At 43.4% G+C, this 25,688-nt stretch carries 23 protein-coding genes; 12 read left to right on the top strand and 11 right to left on the bottom strand.

Features of this window, described 5'->3' with window-relative positions:
- Window positions 1-10: 10 nt before the first annotated feature.
- The 8 genes from HF888_RS13430 to HF888_RS13395 all read left to right on the top strand — a co-directional run bounded on the left by HF888_RS13430 (window position 11) and on the right by HF888_RS13395 (window position 10,288).
- Window positions 11-646 carry a 3-hydroxyacyl-ACP dehydratase FabZ family protein gene (locus tag HF888_RS13430; protein ID WP_007018508.1) on the top strand — a complete coding sequence of 212 codons (636 nt, stop codon included), beginning with the start codon at window positions 11-13 and terminating at the stop codon, window positions 644-646.
- A 10-nt stretch (window positions 647-656) separates the two neighbouring features.
- On the top strand, window positions 657-953 hold the full coding sequence (locus HF888_RS13425) for an acyl carrier protein (protein WP_007018509.1): 297 nt from the start codon (window positions 657-659) through the stop codon (window positions 951-953).
- Window positions 954-967: 14 nt separating this feature from the next.
- Window positions 968-2,161, top strand: coding sequence for an aminomethyl transferase family protein (locus HF888_RS13420; protein WP_007018510.1), 1,194 nt, complete (start codon window positions 968-970; stop codon window positions 2,159-2,161).
- 82 nt (window positions 2,162-2,243) lie between these two features.
- Complete coding sequence (locus tag HF888_RS13415; RefSeq protein WP_007018511.1) at window positions 2,244-4,742, top strand: beta-ketoacyl-[acyl-carrier-protein] synthase family protein; 2,499 nt, start codon at window positions 2,244-2,246, stop codon at window positions 4,740-4,742.
- Window positions 4,739-5,989 (top strand): beta-ketoacyl synthase N-terminal-like domain-containing protein, encoded by a 1,251-nt coding sequence (locus HF888_RS13410; protein WP_007018512.1) that lies wholly within the window; start codon window positions 4,739-4,741, stop codon window positions 5,987-5,989. Before HF888_RS13415 ends, HF888_RS13410 begins: the two co-directional genes overlap by 4 nt.
- 1 nt (window position 5,990) lies before the next feature.
- On the top strand, window positions 5,991-6,941 hold the full coding sequence (locus HF888_RS13405; protein WP_007018513.1) for a hypothetical protein: 951 nt from the start codon (window positions 5,991-5,993) through the stop codon (window positions 6,939-6,941).
- A 38-nt stretch (window positions 6,942-6,979) separates the two neighbouring features.
- The gene (locus HF888_RS13400) at window positions 6,980-7,762 is read left to right on the top strand and encodes an SDR family oxidoreductase (RefSeq protein ID WP_007018514.1); all 783 of its coding nucleotides are present in this window, start codon (window positions 6,980-6,982) and stop codon (window positions 7,760-7,762) included.
- A 12-nt stretch (window positions 7,763-7,774) separates the two neighbouring features.
- Window positions 7,775-10,288 carry a beta-ketoacyl-[acyl-carrier-protein] synthase family protein gene (locus HF888_RS13395; RefSeq protein ID WP_007018515.1) on the top strand — a complete coding sequence of 838 codons (2,514 nt, stop codon included), beginning with the start codon at window positions 7,775-7,777 and terminating at the stop codon, window positions 10,286-10,288.
- A 38-nt stretch (window positions 10,289-10,326) separates the two neighbouring features.
- Here the strand turns inward: HF888_RS13395 and HF888_RS13390 are convergent, their stop codons facing one another.
- The 3 genes from HF888_RS13390 to HF888_RS13380 all read right to left on the bottom strand — a co-directional run bounded on the left by HF888_RS13390 (window position 10,327) and on the right by HF888_RS13380 (window position 14,997).
- The gene (locus HF888_RS13390; RefSeq protein WP_007018516.1) at window positions 10,327-10,830 is read right to left on the bottom strand and encodes an acyl-CoA thioesterase; all 504 of its coding nucleotides are present in this window, start codon (window positions 10,828-10,830) and stop codon (window positions 10,327-10,329) included.
- 324 nt (window positions 10,831-11,154) lie between these two features.
- Window positions 11,155-13,881: a hybrid sensor histidine kinase/response regulator gene (locus HF888_RS13385; RefSeq protein ID WP_007018517.1), complete on the bottom strand. Its 2,727-nt coding sequence runs from the start codon at window positions 13,879-13,881 to the stop codon at window positions 11,155-11,157.
- A gap of 48 nt (window positions 13,882-13,929) precedes the next feature.
- A complete protein-coding gene (locus HF888_RS13380; protein ID WP_007018518.1) occupies window positions 13,930-14,997 on the bottom strand; it encodes a tRNA-queuosine alpha-mannosyltransferase domain-containing protein in 1,068 nt (355 codons plus the stop codon).
- Between the two features lie 152 nt (window positions 14,998-15,149).
- Here HF888_RS13380 and HF888_RS13375 point away from each other — a divergent pair, with 152 nt between their 5' ends.
- From HF888_RS13375 to HF888_RS13360, 4 genes are all read left to right on the top strand, one after another.
- The gene (locus tag HF888_RS13375; RefSeq protein WP_007018519.1) at window positions 15,150-15,803 is read left to right on the top strand and encodes a TetR/AcrR family transcriptional regulator; all 654 of its coding nucleotides are present in this window, start codon (window positions 15,150-15,152) and stop codon (window positions 15,801-15,803) included.
- 37 nt (window positions 15,804-15,840) lie between these two features.
- The gene (locus tag HF888_RS13370) at window positions 15,841-17,556 is read left to right on the top strand and encodes an acyl-CoA dehydrogenase family protein (protein ID WP_007018520.1); all 1,716 of its coding nucleotides are present in this window, start codon (window positions 15,841-15,843) and stop codon (window positions 17,554-17,556) included.
- A 292-nt stretch (window positions 17,557-17,848) separates the two neighbouring features.
- Window positions 17,849-18,787, top strand: a complete 939-nt coding sequence (locus tag HF888_RS13365) for a lipase family alpha/beta hydrolase (protein ID WP_007018521.1) — start codon at window positions 17,849-17,851, stop codon at window positions 18,785-18,787.
- Window positions 18,788-18,866: 79 nt separating this feature from the next.
- Window positions 18,867-19,895 carry a lipase secretion chaperone gene (locus tag HF888_RS13360; protein WP_007018522.1) on the top strand — a complete coding sequence of 343 codons (1,029 nt, stop codon included), beginning with the start codon at window positions 18,867-18,869 and terminating at the stop codon, window positions 19,893-19,895.
- Between the two features lie 20 nt (window positions 19,896-19,915).
- Here HF888_RS13360 and HF888_RS13355 read toward each other — a convergent pair whose 3' ends face one another.
- The 8 genes from HF888_RS13355 to HF888_RS13320 form a co-directional block, all read right to left on the bottom strand.
- Window positions 19,916-20,719 carry an inositol monophosphatase family protein gene (locus HF888_RS13355; RefSeq protein WP_007018523.1) on the bottom strand — a complete coding sequence of 268 codons (804 nt, stop codon included), beginning with the start codon at window positions 20,717-20,719 and terminating at the stop codon, window positions 19,916-19,918.
- Between the two features lie 14 nt (window positions 20,720-20,733).
- Window positions 20,734-21,387: a class I SAM-dependent methyltransferase gene (locus HF888_RS13350; protein ID WP_007018524.1), complete on the bottom strand. Its 654-nt coding sequence runs from the start codon at window positions 21,385-21,387 to the stop codon at window positions 20,734-20,736.
- Entirely contained in the window at window positions 21,384-21,869 is a 486-nt protein-coding gene (locus tag HF888_RS13345; protein ID WP_007018525.1) for a GNAT family N-acetyltransferase, read from the bottom strand. The genes HF888_RS13350 and HF888_RS13345 overlap by 4 nt, the downstream gene beginning before the upstream one ends.
- Before the next feature lie 70 nt (window positions 21,870-21,939).
- A complete protein-coding gene (gene minE / locus HF888_RS13340) occupies window positions 21,940-22,188 on the bottom strand; it encodes a cell division topological specificity factor MinE (protein ID WP_007018526.1) in 249 nt (82 codons plus the stop codon).
- 1 nt (window position 22,189) lies between these two features.
- Entirely contained in the window at window positions 22,190-22,996 is an 807-nt protein-coding gene (gene minD, locus HF888_RS13335) for a septum site-determining protein MinD (RefSeq protein WP_007018527.1), read from the bottom strand.
- Window positions 22,997-23,091: 95 nt separating this feature from the next.
- Entirely contained in the window at window positions 23,092-23,763 is a 672-nt protein-coding gene (gene minC / locus HF888_RS13330) for a septum site-determining protein MinC (protein WP_007018528.1), read from the bottom strand.
- Window positions 23,764-23,821: 58 nt separating this feature from the next.
- Window positions 23,822-24,469, bottom strand: coding sequence for a HopJ type III effector protein (locus HF888_RS16820; RefSeq protein ID WP_007018529.1), 648 nt, complete (start codon window positions 24,467-24,469; stop codon window positions 23,822-23,824).
- A 270-nt stretch (window positions 24,470-24,739) separates the two neighbouring features.
- On the bottom strand, window positions 24,740-25,642 hold the full coding sequence (locus HF888_RS13320) for a hypothetical protein (RefSeq protein ID WP_007018530.1): 903 nt from the start codon (window positions 25,640-25,642) through the stop codon (window positions 24,740-24,742).
- Window positions 25,643-25,688: the final 46 nt, after the last annotated feature.

Here is a 25,688-nt window from a genome sequence, read left to right as displayed (position 1 = left end):
AAAGAAATCGATGACAACCGTTACTCGTAGAAAAAGAGTTGGCAAAGACTTTATTTTAGTTGAGCCATTCATGCTACAAAAGCTGAGTGTATTTCGACAGCCATTTATGATGGTGGATCGAATCGTGAATTTTCAGGATGGTGAAAAACCAAAAATTCAAAGTATCAAGACGGTGGCCTCTAACGAGCCTCACTTTGTGGGTCATTTTCCAGGCTATCCGGTCATGCCTGGTGTGTTGATTGCGGAGACTTTTGGTCAAACCAGTGAGTATATGAATCTAATTTTACAGTTCATTGATTCGTATGAACAAGATACGGGTATACGTTTAGAAGACCCCCACGAATTGAAGGCAGCGTTGCATTGCCCTCAAGGCATTGAGCGAGCGCAAAAATTACAACAAAAAACGATGGGATTCTTGGCGTCTCAGGATCTCAAGTTCAAAGGTGTGGTTTATCCAGGCGATGTATTAGAAATCAGTAGTGAGATGTTTTTAGTTGATAGCGCGGGCTTCAATCACTTCAATGTGGAAGCTCGTGTCGGCAAAAAAATTGTTTGTTCTGGACGCATGTCGAATTGGCGACAAACAGATATAGGCTTTGGATTTCAAGAACCTCAAGAAACAGAAGAAGAAATTGCTGCATTATAAGGAGAGCATTATGCAACCTGAATTACAAAAACAAATAGAAGAACGTAAAGCTGTGCTTGATGAGGTAAAGCGTGTACTAATTGAACGCTTAAATCTTTATCAAGAACCACAAGACATCGATGAAGACACACCGCTATTTGGCAGTGGGTTACGTCTGGATAGTGTTGATGCCACTGAAGTGGTTGTAATGCTTGATATGAGCTTTGGTATTAAGGTGCCAGAAGGTACAGATCCTTCATTCATGCGAAATATTAATAAGCTTGTCGATTTCATTTTAGAGCATAAATCTGCTCAGCAAGCAGCTTAATCAGGGAGAGGATAATGTTAGATTCAATTCATGCAAACCAAGCAAAAAAAATGGTAGAAGTGAACGGCATTAGTGTGCCTTACGCCTATAGTGATTTTGACAAAGAATATAAGGCTCTGCGTGAGAATATTGTACTTTCTGACTATAGCCATTATTCAAAAGTTAAAGTTGAAGGTGATGAAGCCTTTGATTTATTAGATCTTGTTGTGGCTGGTGATGTTGCTGAAATCAGAGATGAGCAAACGCTTTATACAGTTATTCTAAATGACGAAGGTGAAATCATCACTGACCTATACGTGATGAACGATGATGACACCTATATTCTACTTTGTGAGCATATCACAGCCGACAGCCTGATTGCGCTTCTTGAGCCTTATAAAGAAGATCTTGATGATGTCGAAATCGAAGATCTCACTAAAAGCCATGCCATGATCGCCGTGGAAGGTCCGTATAGCTGGGAGCTAGCAACAGAAGTGTATGGTATGGATGTCATTGGTATTCCATTTCATGGTTTCATCGCCTTAGATGAAGATACTTTTATCCTGCGTGCAGGTAAGCATGGTGAGTTCGGTTACAAGGTTGTACTGCCTGTTGATCAAGCACAAGAACTTTGGGATACCTTTGAAGAAAAGGGCGAGAAATTCGATCTTGTCAAAGCGGGACTAGAGCTTCATGAAACGACTCGCCTAGAAAACCCTTATTACAACCCTAAAACAGTAGGTCAGTTTTCCAATGACCCGCGTGTCTTGCAGCTGCAATGGATGGTTCGTTACGACAAGGAAGAATTCGCTGGTCGAGATGCTCTACTTGAGAAACGAGAACAACCTCTTGATAAAAAGCTTGTAGGCGCATTGATTCAGTCCGAAAAAGCTGAATTACCTATCATGGCTAACGATCAGGTTGTTTTAGAAGGAGAGTCAATTGGTGTTGTTGCGAATGTTGGTTATTCACCCTCACTAAAACAGTTGATCGCTCAAGTGATTTTGGATGAGGCATATGCTTATGCAGGCATAGATGCCTATAAGATAAAAGCATCTGACGGATCTGAGTACTCTATTCAGACTACCGCAACACCGTTTATTCAAAATTACAGCATGATCGTTAATCCAAATGAAAACAGTTATGTGAATCCGGATAAACATAAAAACATGCTTGATCAACTAAAAGCGAAGGAAGCCGAAGCGAAGGAAGAAGCTGCGGACGCTTAATCCTTATCGCTTACCACCCTCAGAATAGTCTCAGGAGTGAGGGTGGTTTCTCTATTTATTTTGCAAGAACATTGGGTGTCTCATGAGTGTTACACGGAAGCGCGTCGTTATTACTGGTTTAGGTGTTCTATCGTCAATCGGTAAATCGATTCCAGAATTTAAGCAAGGTTTATTGGATAAACAGGTTGGTATTAAGCCTAGCGAGGCTTATCGTGAATACTTTGAAGGTGCTTATGCGTCAGAAATATTAGGTGAACTGGATTATCCAGGCTTGGATCCCGAGTTGACTCACAAACTCGATAAAGGAGCGCTATGGGGTTATCGAGTGGGCCGCGAAGCGCTATTGGATAGTGATCTTTTAGAAAGCGATCTAAAAAAGAAGATGGGTCTTATGGTGGGGGTGTCTGCAGCGGGTACTGAAGCCTACTTACCCTTCATTATGGGGAAGCCAGAAGAAACCAACCTAGACATGGTTAAGTATTCAGGTAGTTACGCCAGTATTTGTCCGCTTGTGTCCTCATTGTTGGAGATTGGAGGTGGCTACGAGCTTGTGGCTACTGCATGTACAGCCAGCCCAAATGCTATTGGTTTGGCCTATGATGCTATTCAGAATAACAAAGGTAATGTCATGCTAGCGCTCGGTTCTGAGCCGCTTTATATTCCTACCTTTGCAGGCTTTTACGCACTAAAAGCAATGGCCAGTGGACCATGTAATCCGTACTCAGACCAGCCTGGAATGTCTGTTGGTGAAGGTGCCGGTGCCATTGTTTTAGAAGAGTATGAACATGCCAAAGCTCGTGGGGCAAAAATCTATGGTGAACTGTTAGGTTATTCCACTACCAGTGATGCGTATCACGAAACCGCACCTGATCCTAAAGCTGAAGGTTCCAGCTTGGTTATGAACACGGCTCTGCGTAACACAGGATTGACTGCAGAAGATATTGATTATGTGAATGCACATGGTACTGGTACAGAAGCGAACGATCGCTCTGAAACACTTGCGATCAAAAAAGTATTCGGTGAAGGTAGTACTCCACCAATCAGTTCCACCAAGTCTTATTTCGGTCACAATATTGGCGCAGCCGGTATTTTGGAATTAATTGCTTGTTTGTTGACGCTACCTGAAAAGAAAGTACTGCCAACGCTGAATTTTGGTGAAGCTCGTAGCTATGCGGATTTAGATTATATTCCCAATGATTTTCGTGATATGGACGTCAATGTCTTCATGAAAAATAACTATGCCTTTGGTGGCAATAATAGTTGCTTAGTTACCTCCACTAAACCAGGCACCATCAAAACCGCAGAGTTTGATGAACAGCGCGTTGTGATTACGGGTATGGGGAGTGTTTCTTCTCTTGGATTAGGTAATAGCGAATTCACTAAAGGGTTAATGGAAGGCGGTGCTACGCCGCAATTACAGGAACTAAAAGTTGAGCTAGATGAGAAAGATTTAGGTGATCTTCCTGTCGATGAGGACGGTTTAATTCGCTATTACTGTCACAAAGTCGAAAGCTTTAACCCTCGTAAAATTTTGCGCAGCGTGGATGTGCGCAAGCTGAACAACATAACGCTTTATGCCATGGTTGCCATGGAGCAAGCCCTAAAAAACGCGGGCTATAAAGTACCCAAAAGTGCTCGCGAAGAGGTTGGTATGATCATGGGCATTTCAAAGGGACCTACGAGTACAATCTCTAGATTGTGTGAAAGCCTTTCGCCAGATCCCAATAATGTGCGCACCAGCGAATTTGCTATGTCGCTAATGAACTCTATTGCTACACAGTGTGCTATCTCGAAAGGTGTGAAAGGTTATAACACGACATTATCATCCGGTGTAAACGCTGGCTTGGGATCATTGATTCAAGGTTATGAAGTGATTCGTCAGAACTTGCAAGATTTTATGCTTGCAGGGGCATCCGATGAGGAATCTCATGGCTTCTCGCCCCTAATGATGCTTGGTAACGAAGATATTAACTACGGTAAAGATTCAGGTAGCTATAAACCTTATAGTGAGCGTGATAGCGGTTATATCATGGGAGAGGGCGCAAGTTGCCTATTTATGGAATCCTTAAGCGCGGCTAAAAACCGAGGCGCAAAAGTCTACGCAGAAGTTTTGGGTTACGGACGTGCAAGCGAATATGTGTATTTCCATGAAGAGCAAAGTGATGGCCACGCTATGGCTGATGCTATTACACAGGCCTTACAAGAAGCTCAGCTTTCTGCAAGTGATTTAGATGTTATTTATGGTAGTGCTTGGTCTGGTAAACGTACGATTCAATCTGAGTTATTAGGGATTAAAACTGCACTAGGTGAGTCAGCGTCTGAGATTCCACTTACCAATGTGAATAGTTATTTTGGTTTTATCGAGGCATCTGGTGGATTGTTAACGCTCACGTCAGCGATTCATGGCGCACAGGATAACTTGATATTTCCAATAAAGAATACAGAATCCTTCGCTCTAGATGGTCTTAACTTTGTAAAGGATGAAATCCTTGAAAAGCCGTTACAACATCTATTAATTACCGGACAAAGTGAAGGCGGTAATTGTTATGCGATCGTTCTTAAAAAGGGTGAGCCCTCTTGAAATCCGTAGCAGTAACCGGACTAGGTTGCGTATCAGATTTTGCTTGGTCCACGCGGGAATTTGTCGACAACATACAAAAAAAACGTGTTGTCGATTTTACGCCAGTTTTCTCTGACAAGGCATTACAGGGATTCTTTGGTTTTAGCTTTGATCCTGATTACGCTCCGTTAACCGACGCTCAAATGACTTTCTCTAAAGACTATAAGAAACGCGGGGTGACTGATCCGCGTATCGCTGTGATGGCGAACGTTACAGAGCAGTGTTTAGAGGATGCAGGTGTAAACACTAGTATACTCGCAGATGAAAATTGTAGGGTTTTTTGGGGGGCGCCGGGAAATCAACCTGATTTAAAGCACTTTTTCGCTCACCTACATGAAAGTGAAAAACTGGATGTATTACTGAAGCCTAAAATTAAGGCATTGCAGGCGCGAAATTTTCGTAATGGAAGTCTAACAAAACAATTTGAAAATGCATTCGCTTTAAAATATCCGGTTAACACAATATTCTCTGCTTGCTCGTCCAGTCTTTCCGCAATGATGGCCGCTAAAGCAATGCTTCAGCAAGGTAAAATAGAACGAGCCCTTGTGCTTTCTTGGCAAGAAGTTTCGACGTTTGACATTCTATTTATGTCTGGAATCAATATTCTAGCAAAGCAGAATTTTCTTCCATTTTGTCAGGAAAGTGATGGCATAAAACCGAGTTTTGGTATCAGTGCTGTTTTATTGGAATCGGTGGAAAGTGTAAATAATAGAGATGCAAACCCCCATTTCTTATTGGGTGAAATGCAAGCAGCAAGAGCTTTTTCTGGGTCTCAAAACTCACCTAGCATGAGTGTACCTTTCCGCGCCATCGTGAAAAATATTAATGCGCTATTAGAAAAATCCGAACGTTTAGCAGAAGAGATCGATTTAATATATCCGCATGGTAATGGCCTAAAGGCAAGTGACCAAGCTGAGGCAATGGCTATGGAGAAAATATTCTCTCAAAGCAATCCCTATGTCGCTAATTATACTGGTCAGACAGGCTATTTATTAGCATCATCAGGTGCTTTTGACTTCATTATGGCGTCGGATGCTTTTAATCAGGATCGAGTTTTACCATTTTATTCTAGTAAGAAACTAGAGTTTTCAGATCGTATTAACTTTGTGACAGATGAAATGATCAGAGCAAAACCAAATATGATATTGAAAAATAGCATAGGTATCGATGGCTCTATTGTTAGCTGTTTGTTGGAGCGAGTTGCTTAGTATGGATACATCATTGGTGATTACAGGTTGTCACCTTATTAAGGGGAACAATAAAAAACTATATTATCCCCATTTGGACAATTTTTATGAGCAGTATTTATATGAAATTGGTGAAAAGAAGACTGGTATCAGTCACTATTTCACCCATCGATTCAAGGACTCAGGATTTAAAAACCATCTAGAGGCCGTGGAAGTCTGCTTTGATCAACTGATTAAGAATTCTGGTTTACATAGAAAGATTAATAAGAAGCGTTCATCTAGGGTCGGTGTCATTTATTTTGATCAATACGGTCCGGTATCTTTTTTTAACCAAGATGCACAAATAAAGGAAATGTATTACTCGGATGTTTTTCCCTCGTTTATTTTAAATAGCCACAATATTTCAGGTTACTCTATTCGATTACGTGCCGAGCGAAGTGCGTTTTTTCAAGCTGTAGAAACTGCTCAGTCTCTTATCGAGGACGATGTGCTTGATATGATTATTATTGGCGGGGTACATCAATGCATTCCGTATTTATTTCTAACCGATGTGGTAGATGACTATCAATGGATGAAAGACAATAGGTCTTTAACCAAAAACAAGCACCACGAGTTATCTCTTGCCGATGCTACAGGTTTTGTTCTTTTGGAGTCACCTGAAAATGCTCAGGAACGATCTGCGGACATTTTGGCAACTGTTGAGTCACTGAAATGCCAATTGAGAGAAAGTCAAAAAGAAATTACTGAAGGATATGATAATTCTGCGTTTTGTTATCCGTTCTTCAGGCAATCAGTTTCAGAGGATTCAGGCATTAAATCAGATTTTGGTCCAGATATGGGATGTATCAATTTAATGAACCGGCTTCATAGCCTGCTTCAAGATAAACCGCAGCAGTTATCGGACGTGATTAGTAGTACTGATCGAGATGGATATGCTTGGTCGTTACAGTTAAACATTAATCCCTCTATATAAAAAATAAAAACGATATAAAAATACACAAAGGAGTTCTCATGGAGACTTTGCATTCAAAACCCAAGGGACAGCACGTAGGAAAAGTGGCACTTATTACCGGTGGATCACGCGGTATAGGCGAAGCAATTGTAAAAGAGCTTATCGATGAAGGCTGTGATGTGATTATTAATCATCGACGGAATATCGGTAAAGGAGCGGCTCAGGTAAAGCAACTGATTGAGTACGCTGAAGAGAAAGGCGTGAATGCATGTAATGTATTGGCTGACATCTCGCAACGCAAAGATGTTGAGAAGATGTTTTCTCAGCTAGAAAAAGATTACGAAAAAATTGATTACCTAGTTTTAAACGCGGGCCAGACTCCTTTCAAAGAGTTTCAAGATTTCAATAAATCCGATTGGAAAATGTTGTTGGATACTAATCTTGTGGGTAACGTGGGCTGTGTTCAAGGCGTTCTGCCTTTTATGAAAGAAGGCGGCAGCATCGTTTTTATTACCAGTACAGGAAGTCGACGAGTAATGCCTCGCTATCCAATGGGCGTTATGAAAGCAGCGCTAGAGCATTTGGTGCGCTATTTGGATTATGAATTACACGATAAAGGTGTGCGTGTTAATGGTGTGTGTGGCGGTCTTGTTAAAACTGATACGTTAGAACAGCTGGAAACTGTTTGGCCTGGGTTTATGCAAATGCTAGAGATACGCGGTCGTGATTTTTTATTAGATCCACGTGAATTGGCAAATGTTGTGAGCTTCTTGTGCTCTGAAAAAGCCAGTGCAATTCAAGGTACTGTTATTTTAGCTGACCGCGGCATTACCCTCGAATAATAGGATGACATCATGGATATAGAACGTAAGCGAGTTGTAATCACCGGCGTTGGCATTTGTTCTGCCATTGGTCAAGATAAAGAAAGCTTTACAGATGGCTTGTTTGCATGTCGCAGTGCCATTGCATCGAGCGAAGAGTTTAATCAATTCTTCGAAGATTGCTATGCGGCGCAGATTCATGATGAAATCCAATACTCTAACTTGTCTCAAAGCCAAATCGATGAACTAGATAAAGTCAGTTTGTGGGCGTATAAAGTCGCAGAAGAGGCAATGCAAGACAGTAATATTCTGGATACGCAATCTAGATACGATATGTATTCATTGTTTGCTATTAGCGGCGCCGCTACCGAACCATTTATGCCTGTTATCAAGGATGATCCCGTGCCAACTAAGATGTTAGCAAAGGTTGGAAATTATGGCGCTTGTGCTTCTATCGTAACTGAATTGTTAGGCTTAAAAGGTGGGTATGATGTCGTCGCTACTGCCTGTACTGCAAGTACGAATGCCTTGGGTCTTGGTTTCGATGCGATTCAAAATAATAAAACGCAGCAAGCGTTGATCGTTGGCAGTGAGCCTTTATATTTACCTACATTCTCTGGTTTTAAAATCTTGGATGCCATGGCTCAAGGGCCATGTAGCCCCTTTTCTGGGGAACCAGGCATGTCGGTAGGTGAGGGAGCCGGTGCGTTAATACTTGAAGAGTACGAGCATGCAAAGGCTCGCGGAGCTCGTATTTATGCTGAAGTCTTGGGTTACGCTACTTCATGTGATGCCTACCATGAGACTTCTCCTGAACCAAAAGGGGAAGGCGCCAGTATGGTGATGAATTTGGCATTGCGTAACGCCAATGTGTCGGCGGATGAAATTGATTACATTAATGTTCATGGCACAGGTACCGCAGCCAACGATCGTGCGGAAAGTGCAGCTGTAAACCGTGTATTTGAGAGCAATCCTGATGTACCAGTGAGTTCTACCAAGTCTTATTTTGGCCATAATATTAGCGCTGCTGGCATCATGGAAATGGTGGCTTGCTTAGTGACCTTGCCCGAAAAACAGCTATTGCCAACTCTAAATTTTAAACAACCCAGAGAATACGTAGATTTGAATGTTGTTGCCAATGACTTTCAGCACAAAGACGTAAACTTGTTTATGAAAAACAATTACGCGTTTGGCGGTAACAATTGTAGTTTAGTGGCATCAGTCCATGCTGGTCGTCACGCTGTTTCACGTTATCAGCAACAAGAGGTAGCCATAACCGGTATTGGAAACATTTCTTCACTGGGAATTGGGCATGAGGCTTTCATGGAGGCTATCCAGCATGGCCAATCACAATCCGAGCTTGTGAATAAAAAAGTATTAAATAATGATGACGTCAGTGACTTACACTGGTTAACCGCTAGTTCGGAAGTGCGTGGCTTGTTAAAACGATTACCTTTAACTGAGAATGGAGATTTACCGTTAAGACTTCATCAAGTAGCTGAGTTCAATCCCCGTAAATACTTAAGAAGTGTTGATATCCGCAAACTGCAACCGGCCACGATTTTTGCGATGGTGGCTATGGAAAAGGCGATCAGCGATGCTGGCTTGAAAGTCAACAAACGCAATCGTGATGATATCGGTATGATTTTAGGTTTATCGAGGGGTCCTCAAACTGCATTGGATAACTTCTTCTCGAGCATGAAACCTGAGCCCAGCAATGTGCGCACCTCAGAATTTCCAAAAGCTTTATACAACAGTATTAGCTCTAGCTGCGCTACGATGAAAGGCATTCGTGGTTATAATACAACCATTGCGACAGGCTACAACGCCGGTTTGGGCGCGGTGATTCAAGGTTATGAAGTTATTCGACAGTCTATGCAAGAATTAATGATTGTCGGCGCGTGTGATGAGCAAGCTCTGGGTTTCTCTCTTGTTATGCATGCTGCTCATCAAGATGAATCTCTTAATTATCAAGAAGATGCCGAGAGTTTTAGAGTATACGATGAAAACGCACAAGGCTATCAAATGGGTGAAGGTGCAGCGCTTATGGTGCTAGAACCAATGCAAAAAGCCCGAGAGCGCAGTGCAAAGGTGTACGCACAGATATCTGGTTATGGTCGAGCCAATGGTACGGCGGCTGATTACGCCGGGGCATTAGAAAAAGCGATGCTTATCGCTTTGGACGAAGGGCAAATCAGCGCGGATCAGGTTGATCTTATCTGTGGCAGTAGCTGCGGTCATGTGACTCAGGATACTCAAGAGCTAGACGCAATCGCTCGCATTCAGGCCAAAAATGCGTTGGTTACTAATATGAATGGTTATGTCGGCTTGTTAGAGGCAACCTCGGGCACGCTTAATTTGCAGGCCGCGTTATGTATGATCGATAACAAACTTGTTTACCCAATTTTGAATACTGACCGCCCAATACGTGACGACGTCAATCTTGTGTTGGGTAATCCCACAGAGAAGGACATTCGCTATGCTATGGTCATTGGCGCAAGTGAATCGGGGAACTGCTACGCCTTATTGGTTAAACGAGCAAATTAGTCTCGTTTAACCGACGAGTTAGATGAAGAAAAGGTTGGTTAACGAGCCGCAGCTTCAAACGCTTCGTCGTCTTCGTTTTCGATGGCTTTCATCATTTCTTGTAGCTTGAAGCGAGCTTCTTTACGCTTAACGGCTTTATTCCAACGGCGACGTTGAATATCGTCAGTGATTTCTAAAGGTGGCACTGGAGTCGGTTTGCCGTTATCCATCGCAACCATAGTAAAGAAGCAGCTGTGGGTATGGCGCACTGTCTTTTGTTTGATGTTTTCTGCGATAACTTTGATGCCGATTTCCATCGAGCTACGGCCTGTATAGTTTACCGTAGCTAGGCAAGTTACCATTTCACCTATATGGATAGGCTGCTTGAACAGAACATTATCAACCGAGAGTGTGACCGCATAATGGCCACTGAAACGCATCGCGCAAGTGTAGGCGACCTTATCCAATAATTTCAGTAACTCACCGCCGTGCATATTTCCTGAAAAATTGGCCATTGACGGTGTAACAAGCTCCGTCATTTCGGTCTGGATAATTTGCCCCATCTTATCTCCATTGTCTGTACAAGCTGCAATCTAAATGGCGATGCCTAAGGGGTGGTAAGGCATCGCCTCCGGAATTCTTATGAAACCCGGAAAAACTGTAAGCACAACTTAGGCCAACTCGGTAAATGCCCATTTCATAGGGGCTAGAGCTCGCTCTCTTGTAGTTTGCACTATCTGGATGCACGTAAGTCAATCACTGGCGTGCGCTCTTGGTGCATATTAAGGTGGCTGTTTGGCATTTCCTGACTAAGCCGTGCACCAAAAGGCTGAGGATTTAAGCATTGTCTGCGGGTTAGAACAAGTCCTAAATCAGAACGCTGTGTGTCACGGCGTTACAAGCCTGCGAATACTTTTTATCAATTCATCTTGCTTAATTGGTTTGCTAACAAAATCATTCATGCCGCTTTGTTTGGCTTGTTCTTTATGGATGTCCATGGCATGTGCAGTTAATGCGACAATTGGAATGGGCTTATGTCCGTGGGTGGTCTCTTCATGACGGATGTTTTTCGTAGCCACAAAGCCGTCCATGATGGGCATCTCGCAATCCATTAGAATAAGATCGTAATGATTACGCTTGCGATGTATCTCCGCAATGATTTTTTCGCCATTATCTAGGATCTTGGATTCGGCTCCTAGTTTGCGCAAAAGTGCTTTGATGACCATCTGGTTTACTTCGTTATCTTCTGCAACCAATATATATAAACCATTAAGCGGTTTGTCGCTTATAATCTCTGTTTGATCTCTTTGTATATGCTCTTGAATTCCTGGTTTAAAGCACTGCCATATTCCTAAGCTGGTTAGCGGTTGTCGCAAAGTATGTTGTGATTGATAATTGCCAATACAAAAAATCTTCTTGGGTCGTAAATGTGTATGCTCTGCCACTGCTTGCATTTGCTTTTCGTCATCGACGAAGCAATAGTCAATTGTATTGGGAATACTTTTTATATCATTGTAATAGAGACATTCGCCTCCCCAGTTAAAAATATGCTGACTGATAAAGCTTTGCTGTAAAGCGTGTTGTACTAATAATGCGATTTTTTTATTTTCTAACTGAGGCGTATCCAGCAATTTTTTCTCTTGCTGATGGATTTGACAATAAAACTCGAAGACAGAACCTTCATTCTCGTTGCTTTCGACGCTTACGCCGCCTCCCATTAATTCTGCAATTTTTTTACAGATTGCGAGACCTAATCCAGTACCTCCATATTGCCTTGTTGTCGATGTATCAGCTTGCGCGAATGCTTCAAATAATGACGCTTGCTTGCAAGGTGGAATACCAATGCCCGTATCTTTTACTTTTAAATTTAAAGTATTTCCTTCAACGCTTAATATTAATTGTACCGAGCCTTTTTGGGTAAACTTAATGGCATTACTCAGATAATTTAAAATAACTTGCCTTAGACGAACAGGGTCGCTTTCTATAACGATGTCTTTAGCAGGCACGAGTTCTAGTGTGACATCTATATCTTTTTTCTCGATGTCTTTTGCAAAAATGCCTGCGCATTGGTCTAAAAGATCCAGCAGGTGTATCGGGACTGATTCGATCTCTAACTTTCCCGCCAGTATTTTTGAAAAATCCAGAATGTCATTGATGATGCCTAGTAGTGATTCACCTGAGTGATAAATAGTGTTCACATAGCGGCTTTGTGTTTCATTCATGTTAGTATTTTTTAGAAGATCGCTCATCCCCATAATGCCATTGAGTGGGGTACGGATCTCGTGGCTCATCATGGCAAGAAATTCATTTTTTGCGCGGCTTTCAGCCTCTGCAGCGATGCGAATCTGTTGGCTTTCATTTTCCGCTTGATTGGCTTTCAAGCGTTCCTTCAGTGCATTTTTTTCAGCGATCTCTCGATTCCGTTGTTCATCTTGAATTCGATAGCCGAGGGCGAAAGAGAGCAGCAGTGCTTGCAGTGCTGCTGCAGCCGGCACACTGTATTGTGTGACCCAGTTTGAAGGTAGTACACCAAACTTATTCAATGCTAGCAGAGCGATGCCACATGCCACCATTATCCAAGCGCTAGTATAAATGAGAGCCGCATTGCCCAAGTATTGTCGGGCACCAAAGCCTACTAGGGTACAAGTACCTGCAGCAAAAATACTCAAAAACATGAGTATTTGAATCATGACCTCATAACTGAAAAAAAGGCAGCTAATTAACGCAATGGCTGAAGTGTATTGGACTAGCTCTAGCAACCACAAATACCAAATTCGCCGCTCTCTCACTTTTAAAAATCGTATAGTAAATTCGGCTAAGAAAATTAGGGTAACGGCGATAAAGGTGAAAACACTATATTGCTGAAATTTCGGGTTGTTTGGCCAGAGGTAATAAAACCCATAGCCGTTCAACGACATGAAAAATAAAACAAAGCAACTGGCAAACAAAACATAAAATAGATAGCTATTATCCTTAACACTGATATAGAGAAAGAAATTGTAGAGGATCATGACGACAAACAAGCCAAGAAAAATACCATACAGTAATGTGCTTAACTGATGCTCTTGATAGAAACTGTCTTTCCCCCAAAGTGTTGTAGGAACTTGAATGGAGCCCGCTGAGCGTACCATTATAAAAACGTTCGCTGATTGAGCGCCTTCTAAGTTAATCGGAAAGACATGGTTGTGGTGTTCAATCGGACGTTGATTAAAATTTAGAGTATCGCCTGAACGCCAGATCAGATGCTTACCATTATCAAGAAAGATATGAACATCTACCTCATCAAGTATTGGGTAACTAATTTCTAAAAACCACTCAACTTGACCGATAGACGCGTTTTCCAATTCAAGCCAAAACCAATGGGCTGACTCGTTATAACCGAAGTTCGGTTCTTTATCTTGTATTTGCTGCCATGGCAGATTATGGACTTCGCGTTTAATAATGCTGGATGTTAGAGAATGGAAAGGATCTTCGAGGTAGTAGAATCGTGCCCCTACATTGATCGATTCAAGATCATGGTCCGCAGAAATACGATTGCTTGCTTGCGACGACAATGGGGCAAGCAGACACAAAAGTAAAAAATAGTGTGCAGAAATAGTGAGCAAACGAAGCAAATCAATACCCTAGTCTATGAGCTAGCGCCATAGATATAGACTAGCTCATTATGAGCGGCCCGAAAGGCTTACCAATAGTGACTGATACTTTGGGGCCATATATTGCCAAGTGTAATGATGAACATCCGGTGTTTCAGGTAATCCTTGCTGGCACCACTTCTCGAGTAAACAAATGGCGTCTTGTTCTGTTTGATACAGGCAGGATTGAGGTATCCACTCTGGATAGGCTAAATCATTAGGGGCCAATGGTACGCAGTTCATAGCGGCACCTTCTAGCATGGCCAAGCCCTGGAATTCATGTGATGCAGTGGATAGGACGATGTCACTTTCTAAGAGGGCTTGTAAGTAATCCTCGACTGATTCATAGGTGCCAATACGTTTAACACAAGACAGGTCAGAGAGTTTGTCAAAAGCGTCCGGCGCCCGTTGAAAGCGTTTGCCGGCGATATTGACTTCAATTGGCAGTCTTTTTTCTTCGATCGCTCTGACAATGTTCAAAAGGCTATCCGGCCCTTTGTCGTATTCCCAGCGATGATTCCATATTAGCTTGAGTTTGTTTTCGTTGGAGTGGTTTACCCATGCTTTTGCCGGTTTGAGGTTAATCGGTACTGGCAATATCTGAGACTTTGATTCAATCCTCTGCGCTAGGTTTCTAGGTGCCAAATCGGGCATTTTAGCCATCAATTGGGTGATACCGTCAAGCATTGTCCTGCGATTAAACTGACTATTGAAAAGCACGTGATCAGCTGCCAACGCGCTGTAAAGATTGACCATCTGCGGCTCAATGCTGCCATGCTGTTGCTGGCTTTTAGGGTAAGCAAATTGGTTTTCATGGAAATAGACCAACCAAGGGGTCCCAGCAAGTTCAGGTGTTAGCCCCCTAAGTGTTGCTACATCCACCATGGATGTGGCGATGATTAAGTCAAAGCGTTGCTGAAATAAGGATTGATCTTTGCCAGTCATCCAGCTCAGTGGATTGCCGCGGATACGCCAACTGAAATATCGGCCTGGTAGGCAGCTATAGTGCCACTCAAATTCGGGCAGGTGTTGCATGAGCCCTTGGCACCAAGATTTGTGGCTATCTGTGTCATAAGCGCTTAATAACAGAACTTTCATGGGAACATCATTGGCCTTAATATCGCGCAACTTTATCAGAAAAATCAATCAGTTGAGATAAGAATAAGGACGCTCTAGTATTGTCCTACAAAATTATCTTGACTAAAGAAGTGAACCTTGGTTCACTTAAACTATGAATATGGATTCATTTTATGGTGTATCGCCAAACAGAGCATACCAAAGCAAAAAAAGCAGGCACTAGAGCTCGTATCCTAAAAGAAGCTCGGCAATTGGTGACAGAGGGCGGTTTTATGGCTGCTGCGGTAGCGCCAGTAGCCAAGCGAAGCGGCATTGCTACGGGGACGATTTATCGACATTTTCCATCAAAGGCGGAATTGGTCGCAGAGGTTTTTAGACATGCTACTGAACATGAGTTACAAGCTGTCACCGCCGAGACTCAGAGCGATGGTACTGCACAGCAGCGTTTGATCAAGGCAATTGAAACCTTTGCTTTGCGAGCTTTGCAAGCGCCACGATTGGCTTATGCATTAATCGCCGAGCCAGTGGACCCTCTGGTTGAAAAAGAACGTCTGAGCTATCGCTTCGCCTATGCGCAAGCATTTGAGGATTTGATCAATGAGGGAATGGAACAAAACGAGTTTGTGCCACAAAACGCCAGTATTACCTCTGCGGCATTGGTGGGCATGCTTGCAGAGGCTTTGGTCGGGCCTCTAGCTCCGGAAGCGATGAGCTATGAAGAGCAATTAAATGAACGAGAGTCACTGACTCAAGAACACAAGCAACAACTGGTCAATGCCATTACTGCGCTCAGTTTGCGGGCAGTAGGTTTAAAGTCACAACCATAATGCCCCAAGAGAATATGGGGCGAACTTAGGAGGCCCCATGTCTCAAATCGAATACTCCCAGCCGTCAGCGAACGGGAAAGCCCTGAGTCACGGGGAAACTCATGAAGTCTTTAACCAACCCTCGTCACTGGATCCCTATAACGCGTACGCCTCGGATCCAGCACTACAGCATTGGGTAAGAATTTTTGATGGCGCTTGGCATGAGAGCGAATTGCACACCTATGGTCAGCGCGTGGGTAGCGACTTGTTTGAAGCTGGGTTTGCCGCGAACAAATATAAACCAGAATTTAAACCTCACAACCGTTTCGGTGAACGTATTGATCAAGTGGATTTTCACCCAAGCTATCATCTACTTATGCAAACTGCCATTGAAGCCGGCCATCATAGTTTGCCATGGTGTGAAAAAAAGCCCGGCGCCCACGTGGCGCGAGCGGCTTTAGAATACATGCACACACAAGCGGACCCAGGCTCTGGTTGTCCGCTTACCATGACATTTGCAGCGGTTCCTGCTTTGATGCATCAACCCAACATCGCCAAAGAATGGATTCCTAAGATAACGGCGAACCATTACGACCATCGCAATATTCCGTTTTATGAGAAGCAAGGATTGACCATTGGTATGGCCATGACGGAAAAACAGGGCGGTAGTGATGTGCGCGCGAACACGACGAAAGCTTATCCCCTAGAAAAAGTGGGATCTGGTGAGGCCTATGAAATCGTAGGACATAAGTGGTTTTGCAGTGCACCTATGTGTGATGCATTTTTGGTGCTTGCGCACACTTACGATGTCCAAGGTAAAAGCAATGGCTTGAGCTGCTTCTTATTGCCACGTTGGCGTCCAGATGGACGTAAAAACGAAATGTATGTCCAGCGATTGAAAGATAAAATGGGCAATGTGTCCAATGCCTCGAGTGAAGTTGAATATCGAGGTGCGTTTGCGTGGATGATCGGTGAAGAAGGGCGTGGCGTGCGTACTATTATCGAGATGGTGTCCATGACGCGTTTTGATTGCATGGTAGGTTCATCGGGCATTATGCGCCAGGCATTGGCGCAGGCGTATCATCATACCAGTGGCAGGGCGGCGTTTGGTAAGAACTTACATGAACAGCCGTTGATGCAAAATGTGCTGGCGGATCTAGCTATTGAAAGCGAGGCTGCTCTCGCAATCTCTATGCGTGTTGCCCACAGCTTAGACAAGTTGCAAAGTAACCCCGAGGATGAGCAAGAGGCGCGTTTTAGCCGAGTAGCAACTGCGATTGGTAAATATTGGATTTGTAAGCGCACAGCTCAGTTCACCTATGAGTGTATGGAATGTATTGGCGGTGTTGGCGTAGTCGAGGACAACGTATTGCCGCGCTTGTATCGCGAAAGCCCTATTAATGCCATCTGGGAAGGTAGTGGTAATGTACAGTGCCTAGACGTGCTTCGCGCTATGCAAAAAGACCCAAAAGTGGTTGATGCGTTTATGGCCGAGCTGGCAAAAGCGCATGGTCGCTATGATGTATTTGATCAATATCTAGCAGCATTAAAAGACGAGTTCCAAGATTTACAAACATTGGAATACCGCGCAAGGACAGTTGTAGAGAAACTTGCGCTCGCTTGGCAGGCCAGTACATTGATTCAATTTGCAGATCGTGACATTGCGAAGGCTTATATTGATTCACGTTTAACTGGCAAACATGGTCAGTATTACGGAACGCTTCCAGCATCAGTAGATGCACAGTTGATCATGCAGCGAGTACTCAAGTTGTAACTGAAACTGTGCTAACAGTATTGGACGACACTGGCGCATTCGGTGTCGTCATTCATCTGATCTAGTCGGTATGCGACACAAAATTCATTTCGACTAGATATGTCTATTGCTATCACAAAATGATCTAAATATGGGCGAATTTTGTCCGCTGGCCTAGTTTCACATTGTGTATACTTTCTTACAATTAGAGTGCTTACTCTAATTACGTCTCTAAGGTTCCTACTTTGTTCTGAATGCTCCTCAGGACGGAATCAGTAAAGAGCGAAATACAATAATAATAGGACTGGTGCATATGAAATTTCTAAAAAGTATGGCGCTTATTTTAGCCGTAACCTTTGCATCGCAAAGCCAAGCTTGGTTTTGGGATTCTTGGTTTCAATCTACTTACACTAAAACAAAATATCCCATTGTATTTGCACATGGTTTATTAGGCTTTGATGAACTGTTGGGCGTTGAGTACTGGTACAAAATTCCAGCCGCCTTACGCAAAGACGGTGCTAAGGTTTACGTGACTCAGGTGAGTAATACGAACTTTACGGAAGTCCGTGGTGAGCAACTTATTGCTCAAATCGAAAACATTATCGCTGTGAGCGGAGCAAACAAAGTAAATTTAATTGGCCACTCCCATGGCGGTCCGACCATTCGCTATGTCGCCTCTGTACGACCTGATTTGGTCGCCTCTGTTACTACTGTTGCTGGTGTGAACAAGGGTTCAAATACAGCAGATTTCCTTCGTCAGATTCCAGAAGGTTCAGCTTTAGAGGGGCTCGCACTATCCATCGTGAATGCGTTCTCTTCTGTGTTGGATTTTTTGAGTGGTGGTGGATACACCCCAGACGCTTTGGGTGCTTTGACTTCACTCTCAACTGAGGGTGCTCTAGCGTTCAATGCTCAACATCCTCAAGGTGTTCCTACTACGGCATGTGGTGAAGGGGATTATGTAGTGAATGGCATTCGTTACTATTCCTGGAGTGGCGGTAGTCCAGTCACGAATGTTCTGGATATTTCTGATACAGCTATGGGGCTCACTGCATTGACCTTTGGTTCAGAGAAAAATGATGGGCTTGTAGGAAGCTGTGATAGTCGCTTAGGGCAAGTCATTCGTGATGATTATCGAATGAATCACTTGGACGAAGTTAACCAAGTGCTGGGGATTCATCATTTATTTGAAACAGATCCAGTTACAACTTATCGCAATCATGCGAACCGCTTGAAAAAAGCTGGTCTTTAAGGTCTCATCAAAGCCAAGGTCGAGCTATCGGCCTTGGCTTTTTTGTGTCTACTAATCAGGTTAGGGGAGCCGTCAGCCTATGTGGAAATGGTTGGTATTTTGTGCAGTGGTTATTTTATCGCTTTTGGCGATCAAGCAGTCGGTCACTGTGGTTGAGCTGGACGACAATAACCAAAAACCATTGTCAGACACATTAATCCAAGGCAAGGATGTTGCCAAACACATTCTATCTTCACCTAAAGAGGTTCTGTCGTACGAGAAAAAACAAAGCTTGTCGCTAAAAGGCACAGATACTGATGGTGCCTATCCAGTAGATGAACAGGGCCAGTTAATTTTAAGTGACCGCATTCGAGATCGTTTTGAATACTTTCTTTCAACACTAGGGGAGCTAGAGTTGGCTGAAATTATTCAGCTTATCCAAGCAGATATTCGTAGCCAGCTGCAAGAACCTGCCCAATCCCAAGCGTTACAGCTTCTCGACAATTACATTAGTTATAAAAAGGCATTAATTGCTTTAGAGCAAGCAGCAGAAGCTCCTGCCATGTATGAAATACAAGACATCGAAGCCATGCGTCAGCGTTTATATGATATGCAGTCAGTGAGACGTCAATATTTATCCGAGGAGGCGGTTAATGCGTTCTTTGGTTTTGATGAATCGTATGATGAGTACATGCTTAGTCGTTTACAGATTCTGAATAACACTCAACTCACGCAAGCGCAGCAACAAGCACAAATTGAATCATTAAAAAATAGTTTGCCGCAGGAAGTTAGGCAGCTACACAAAGAAACGCAACATATCAGTGATGTATATAAACAAACGCAGGAATATCGACAAAGTGGAAAAACTGAAGATGAAATATTTGAGTATCATCAGCAAGAATTTGGACAAGAAGCTGCTATTCGGTTGCAACAAGTAGAAGAGAAACGTAATCAGTTTATTGATGAAGTGAACGTTTATCTATCAGAGCGTAGTAGGATATTGGAAAACCAGCAATTAACTGCCTCAGAAAAAAGCAGCGCCATCGATGACTTAAAAAGTCAGTTTGACGAAAACGAGCAAGTCCGTTTGCGCGCTTATGAATTAATGGCTGATGACAAGTCTCAATAGTTTTAAAAACGCAAAGCAAGTTAAGTGTTTCGTAGAATCTCTTCTATAGCTGGGTAGAGTTGGTGGTTGGACAATAATAAGTGTTTCGATTCTAAGTGAGCGTACTGCGTGGATTCCGGTTTGATGAAATGGCCACATTGTACGCCGGCTTCCGAAGCAATGAGTAAGCCTGCTGCACAATCCCACAAACTGACGCTTTCATAATAGGCATCCAGTCGACCGCAGGCGACCCAGCAAATGTCTAGCGCAGCACTACCTAATCGTCTTACATCAGCCACATGTTGTAGGACTTTGTGTAGTCGGTTTATTAATATTGGTAACTGGGCTTGTTTGTTGTATGGAAAGCCTGTTGCTATGATCGCACGTTCTAAATCTTGTTTATCACTGGCACTGATAGGTCGATTATTGAGAAATGCACCTTTGGATTTTTGAGCGTGAAAAAGCTCGTCCGTAAACGGGTTATATACAACGCCAATTTCGATATTGCCATCAATGATTAGTGCAATACTAACGGCAACTTGAGCATGATTATGGGCATAGTTCACAGTGCCATCAATGGGATCTACGACCCAGACACAGCGACCATCAAACTCAATGCTATCCAAATCTGGATTACTTTCTTCTGCCAGTATTTGGTGATCAGGGTATTCACGCTCTATGCATTGACGAATAAAGCGATCCGCTTCGGTATCGGCATTGGTAACCAGTTCGATACCTTTTTTAAAATCTGTGCGTAACTCACTTTGACGTAACCGTTTTATTAATTCACCTGCTTCCCTAGCGGTTTGCTGAGCAAACTCCAACGTAGATGTGATTGAATGCATAAGGTCTACTCCAATTACCGTTTGCCCTGATACAAATTAACCCAGCGAAACTCGTCCAACTCATCAAGGTCGGGCACAGTGAATGATTCGATTCTGTTTAAGTGAGTATAGTGAGTGTGACTAAAGTCCTTGATTCGAGAATCGGCTAACAGAACCTCTGGCGCATAGTCGAAGAACTGATCTAGAAAACTCAGGTTGCTTCTATCGTATAAAACATCGGCTGCAATCAAGCAGTCAAAGCTATGTTTATCAAGCGCGAATAGATCATCGCTGGTAATAAGTTCTATGTTGTTTAATTGAGCGTTAGCTTGGCAGCTGATTAAAGCATCTGGGTCAATGTCGCAAGCTATGACACTAGTCGCGCCGGCTTTTTTTGCGGCTATGGCAACAATACCAGACCCAGCGCCGAAATCTAAAACACGTTTACCACGTACCCATTCGGGGTGATCAAGAATATATTTCGCTAAAACCTGGCCACTAGCCCAGCAAAAGGCCCAATACGCGGTGTTTTCCCAAATGGATCGAATTTCATCCAAAGAGAAAGCCCGCGTCATGGTAGATGGGTCTACTAGATACAGTTCAATATTCGGACATTGCGGTAATGCTTGAGGGCTGACAAAGGCATCCGCTAACATCGTTTTAATGAGCGTGTTTAGCTGATCGATCAAAGTGCTTTTTCCCAAAACATGGCTTGACCAAATTGTGGATCCATCTCATAACCACTAAAGCCAAACTTGTTATAGGCGTTTTGTGCAACTTTATTGCCTTCTATTACTTCCAGTGTCAGTTTGCAGCAGCCTTTTTCTCTGGCGATATTTTCCAGATAATCGAGCATGACTTGGCTGAGCTTTAATCCACGGAAATCCTTATGCACAACCACGTCATGAATATTAATCAGAGGTTTACATTTAAAGGTTGAAAAACCTTCAAAGGTATTTATTAAGCCGGCTGGCTGATCATCCACATAACATAGAATACTCATGGCATGGGGACGTTGAGCAAGCGCATGAGGCAAGCCTTCTTGCACGTCTTTATTCAAAGGTTCACCACCTCCCATTGGATCGAGAGCATAGCTATTGAGTAAAAACACAAGATCGGATCCGTGCTGTGGGTTTTGGTAGTCGGCGATGATGCATTGAATATTGGGCATAGCAGTTATTTCTAGCAATAAAAAAGGCCAGTTATGATACTGGCCTTTGTGTGTTAACCCAAGACAACAATTAGTTGGGGAGGGTCACGTTGACTTCAAGTACAGATAGTTGGTCATGATTGTCTACCTGAACTTGAATACTGTCGTCATCCAGCTCAATGTATTTTTGAATCACGGCCATGATATCGCGTTGCAGATCCGGCAGAAAATCTGGAGCATTGCGTTGATTTCGCTCATGGGCGACGAGTACTTGTAACCGCTCTTTAGCGACACTTGCACTGGCTTTTGGTTCGTCTTTAAAATAGCTGAACAATCCCATGTTAGCCTCCAAATACTCGCGCTAAAAATCCTTTCTTCTGTGCTTCTAAGAAACGATGTGGTATATCTTCTCCTACTAAGCGTAGGACTGCATCACTGTACGCTTGGCCAGCGGTACTGTCTTGATTCAGAATCACAGGCGTCCCTTGGTTAGATGCTTTCAAAACATCTTGAGATTCAGGTATCACGCCTAATAAATTAACCGCTAAAATTTCCTCTACGTCATTGACACTAAGCATTTCGCCTTCCTCAACGCGTTTGGGATTGTAGCGAGACAAGAGTAAGTGCTCTTTGACTTGTTCGCCCGCTTCTGCTTTTTTACTCTTGCTTTGCAGGATACCAATGATACGGTCACTATCTCGTACTGAACTGACTTCTGGATTGGTCACGATAATCGCTTCATCAGCGAAATAGAGCGCCATTTGTGCGCCGTGCTCTATACCAGCAGGGCTGTCACAAATAATAAAATCGAATTGTTCGCGTAATTCTGCAAGAACTTTCTCTACCCCTTCAACGCTCAATGCGTCCTTGTCTCGAGTTTGGCTTGCCGGCAGTATAAATAGGTTTTCGCAACGCTTGTCTTTGATCAATGTTTGCTTCAGATTAGCTTCGCCGTTAATGACGTTCACAAAGTCATAAACCACTCGACGTTCGCAGCCCATGATCAGGTCCAAATTCCGTAGGCCTACGTCAAAATCGACGACGACGGTTTTGTATCCATTTAAAGCAAGTCCAGTGCTGATTGCTGCGCTGGTTGTGGTTTTTCCCACGCCCCCTTTGCCGGAAGTGACAACGATAACTTTTGCCATGTTAAGACTCTGTGTTGGTGATCCTGAGCGTACGTCTTTGCGGTTCATTACTGAAGATGCGCACGTGGTATTTATAGTATTTCTTGAAGTATTTCTTATATGCTCTTGATATTCAAGCGTTCGTCATTCAGAGAAATGTAACAGACCTTTTGCCAGTATTCTTGAGGCAAGTCATCGCTGACTAAGTACTGACCAGATATGGCAATTAATTCGCTCTGAAAACTCTGACAACTGATACAGGCCTGTTCATTGCCATTGATGCCGGCTAAAGCACGGCCATACAAATTGCCATGAATGTGAATGCTTCCGCTGGCTAGCACCTCAGCCCCTTGTCCCACATTACCCAAAACGATCACGTCGCCGTCGCTGTTAACCACTTGTTGACCGCTGCGCACGGTTTGTACAACTTTAGGTGATGTTGATACTGGCGTTTGAGTCGGTTTTTTACGTGTGGTTTCACTGAAAATCGGCAAGTTGAGGTGCTCTGCCAAGGCATTGTGGGCTTGTTCTATGCGAAGACCCACCGGAATGAATCCTAAAGACCTAAGACACTGCATCAGGTTTTGTGCCCAGTCTAAACTTACAGGCTGTTGAGGTAAGGCTACGACAATAGGGGCATTTTTCAGTAGCTCTGGCGCTTGCTTAAGGCGCTGACTTAAATCAGCCTCAATCACAGCGAGATCGAGACTGTTCAATTCGAGCAAGGTAAAAGGATGCAAACTGGCTTTCAGTCGAAGCGCGGTTTGAGCATTTTGCGCGTGTTCCATAACAGATCCTTTTGACTAAATTGGTGTGCGCGATTGAACAGTCACTTTACGATGATCTTTATTTCGCCTCAACGGCTTTTGGCATCATGGGCACGCCATGGAAGTGTATACCTTGCCAGCCGTAGCGCATGAATTGGCGAATATTTTGATGGTCAGTGCCTTCTGGTGTGGCCAAAACATCACGATAATGCTCACCAAATGCTTTTAACGCTTGTTCTGGAGTAAAACCATTTAGGCGCCCCAGAGCAAATACCTTTAAGCTTCCCGCATTCTGACCCTGTTCATTTTGCACTTTTTTCTCATCAAGACCATTATCAAATGCACAGGGCGTGACGTCATACCATTTTTCAACCAGATCTAGCGTGGCTTGGAATGCATGTTCACCACTTTCAAGGCTTTGGCGAAAATCATTCATTTCGTTTTGCAATGCTTGTTGTTGTTGAAATAGTGCCATTTGCATGTCGGTTGAAGGTTGCTGATATTGTGCTTTCCAATCGCCATAGCTCATACCATAGGCCCACTGGCGGGCTTCGTCATCGCTAACCTCGTGGCCAAGCTCTGCAGCTGCAGCTCGATACCATTTGCTCAGACAATTACGGCAAAAACCTGCCAACGTCATAAGATCAATATTTTGTACATCTTTACGTGTATCTAAGTGTTGAAGAAAGCGGCGCATGACAGCGGCTTCGATGGCATTTTGATCCATGAATGAAGACCTTATTTTTAAGCTGTGGAGTTAGATTAAATCGTTCTTATGGGCTTATTGTACTGTGGAGTGCATGCACTATAAATAAATATATGTCTTTGATTTCTGATCCATATGGGAGCTAGGGGGCGTCATGGACAATCTTGTTCTTCTTGGAATTGTGACTGTGTTGATTCTCGTAAGCGGTGGCTTATTAACGGTGAGTTGGCATCGCTATTTAGTGACTCGCAGAGAGCGAAAGAAACCGCATCATCATTCGTGATAAAAAAATTAGCGATTTCGGAACGGAATATTGTGGGTGCATAAATAGCGCCCCCAGTCCATAACGCTGCGCGGGAAGTGCCGCCGAACCATAGATTCTACGATTTGCGCAGTACGGTAGTCGTCTTTTCTCAGAACCAAAAATACCAAGTCGCTGCGTCGCCATTCGAATTCGGCGATTTGGCAGTGTATTTTGGCGGCCCTCACGAGATAGGCTATTTGGTAAGCACTATCTCGTTTCATCAGCAATAACCAGTATCGACTGCGCATGATTTCAACGACACGCATGTCAACAGATTGCACTTCAATGTCTGCTTTTACCATTAAATCTCGTTGTTTATTACGACAATGCATAAGCAGAGCTGCGAATTTTCTTGGCTCTTCGGTATTCCGATAGTAGTAACGCCCATCGACTTCGCGATAAACAAAGGGGTAATGCTTGGTTTTGTCACCAAATAATTCGAATGACAATGCGTCAAAGTGTTCGGCATGGTGGTTTGGTATGTCTTTACATTCGGCTTCGCCGTATTCGTAAAGGCTTTCGTAATTCTCGTCAACGACGCTGGATTGCACCGCTGTTACATTTCTGATCGATAGATAACGTTTATAGCTTTTGGTTCTATGTATCTTTCTAAGTAGTCCAGCACAGTCTTTCCAACTATCACCAGCGTGCTCAAGGGAGTTGGCCGCAGCATGGTTAACGTCGGAAATGCTTAGCCAACGATGGCACAAAAAGCTTTTGGGATTGATATCGCCCAAGTATTCCATGGGCATTTCTGCGACGTATCGCACGCAATACCATACGGGGAAGAGTTTTTGTAGGAATAAATTGAACCAGGTCTCAATGTCCACTAGACCTGGCCCCTTATTATTCTTTTTACCGTTTTTGGACGGTGAATCTAATTCTGCCATGAATTCAGTTTAGTCCATGATATCGCGAGAGTACTCACTATTTAAA

Origin of the sequence: Bermanella marisrubri (genome assembly GCF_012295615.1) — a bacterium.
Classification (GTDB): Bacteria; Pseudomonadota; Gammaproteobacteria; order Pseudomonadales; family Oceanobacteraceae; genus Bermanella; species Bermanella marisrubri.
The sequence above is the reverse complement of the archived record's forward strand: the minus strand, read 5'-3'. Positions and strand labels throughout refer to the sequence as shown.

What these genes read in the sequence shown, in the direction of transcription:
- HF888_RS13430 (WP_007018508.1), top strand. Translation starts at nt 11, where the DNA reads ATGACAACCGTTACTCGTAGAAAAAGAGTTGGCAAAGACTTTATTTTA.
- HF888_RS13425 (WP_007018509.1), top strand. Translation starts at nt 657, where the DNA reads ATGCAACCTGAATTACAAAAACAAATAGAAGAACGTAAAGCTGTGCTT.
- HF888_RS13420 (WP_007018510.1), top strand. Translation starts at nt 968, where the DNA reads ATGTTAGATTCAATTCATGCAAACCAAGCAAAAAAAATGGTAGAAGTG.
- HF888_RS13415 (WP_007018511.1), top strand. Translation starts at nt 2,244, where the DNA reads ATGAGTGTTACACGGAAGCGCGTCGTTATTACTGGTTTAGGTGTTCTA.
- HF888_RS13405 (WP_007018513.1), top strand. Translation starts at nt 5,991, where the DNA reads ATGGATACATCATTGGTGATTACAGGTTGTCACCTTATTAAGGGGAAC.
- HF888_RS13400 (WP_007018514.1), top strand. Translation starts at nt 6,980, where the DNA reads ATGGAGACTTTGCATTCAAAACCCAAGGGACAGCACGTAGGAAAAGTG.
- HF888_RS13395 (WP_007018515.1), top strand. Translation starts at nt 7,775, where the DNA reads ATGGATATAGAACGTAAGCGAGTTGTAATCACCGGCGTTGGCATTTGT.
- HF888_RS13390 (WP_007018516.1), bottom strand. Translation starts at nt 10,830, where the DNA reads ATGGGGCAAATTATCCAGACCGAAATGACGGAGCTTGTTACACCGTCA.
- HF888_RS13380 (WP_007018518.1), bottom strand. Translation starts at nt 14,997, where the DNA reads ATGAAAGTTCTGTTATTAAGCGCTTATGACACAGATAGCCACAAATCT.
- HF888_RS13375 (WP_007018519.1), top strand. Translation starts at nt 15,150, where the DNA reads ATGGTGTATCGCCAAACAGAGCATACCAAAGCAAAAAAAGCAGGCACT.
- HF888_RS13370 (WP_007018520.1), top strand. Translation starts at nt 15,841, where the DNA reads ATGTCTCAAATCGAATACTCCCAGCCGTCAGCGAACGGGAAAGCCCTG.
- HF888_RS13365 (WP_007018521.1), top strand. Translation starts at nt 17,849, where the DNA reads ATGAAATTTCTAAAAAGTATGGCGCTTATTTTAGCCGTAACCTTTGCA.
- HF888_RS13360 (WP_007018522.1), top strand. Translation starts at nt 18,867, where the DNA reads ATGTGGAAATGGTTGGTATTTTGTGCAGTGGTTATTTTATCGCTTTTG.
- HF888_RS13355 (WP_007018523.1), bottom strand. Translation starts at nt 20,719, where the DNA reads ATGCATTCAATCACATCTACGTTGGAGTTTGCTCAGCAAACCGCTAGG.
- HF888_RS13345 (WP_007018525.1), bottom strand. Translation starts at nt 21,869, where the DNA reads ATGCCCAATATTCAATGCATCATCGCCGACTACCAAAACCCACAGCAC.
- minE (WP_007018526.1), bottom strand. Translation starts at nt 22,188, where the DNA reads ATGGGATTGTTCAGCTATTTTAAAGACGAACCAAAAGCCAGTGCAAGT.
- minD (WP_007018527.1), bottom strand. Translation starts at nt 22,996, where the DNA reads ATGGCAAAAGTTATCGTTGTCACTTCCGGCAAAGGGGGCGTGGGAAAA.
- minC (WP_007018528.1), bottom strand. Translation starts at nt 23,763, where the DNA reads ATGGAACACGCGCAAAATGCTCAAACCGCGCTTCGACTGAAAGCCAGT.
- HF888_RS16820 (WP_007018529.1), bottom strand. Translation starts at nt 24,469, where the DNA reads ATGGATCAAAATGCCATCGAAGCCGCTGTCATGCGCCGCTTTCTTCAA.
- HF888_RS13320 (WP_007018530.1), bottom strand. Translation starts at nt 25,642, where the DNA reads ATGGCAGAATTAGATTCACCGTCCAAAAACGGTAAAAAGAATAATAAG.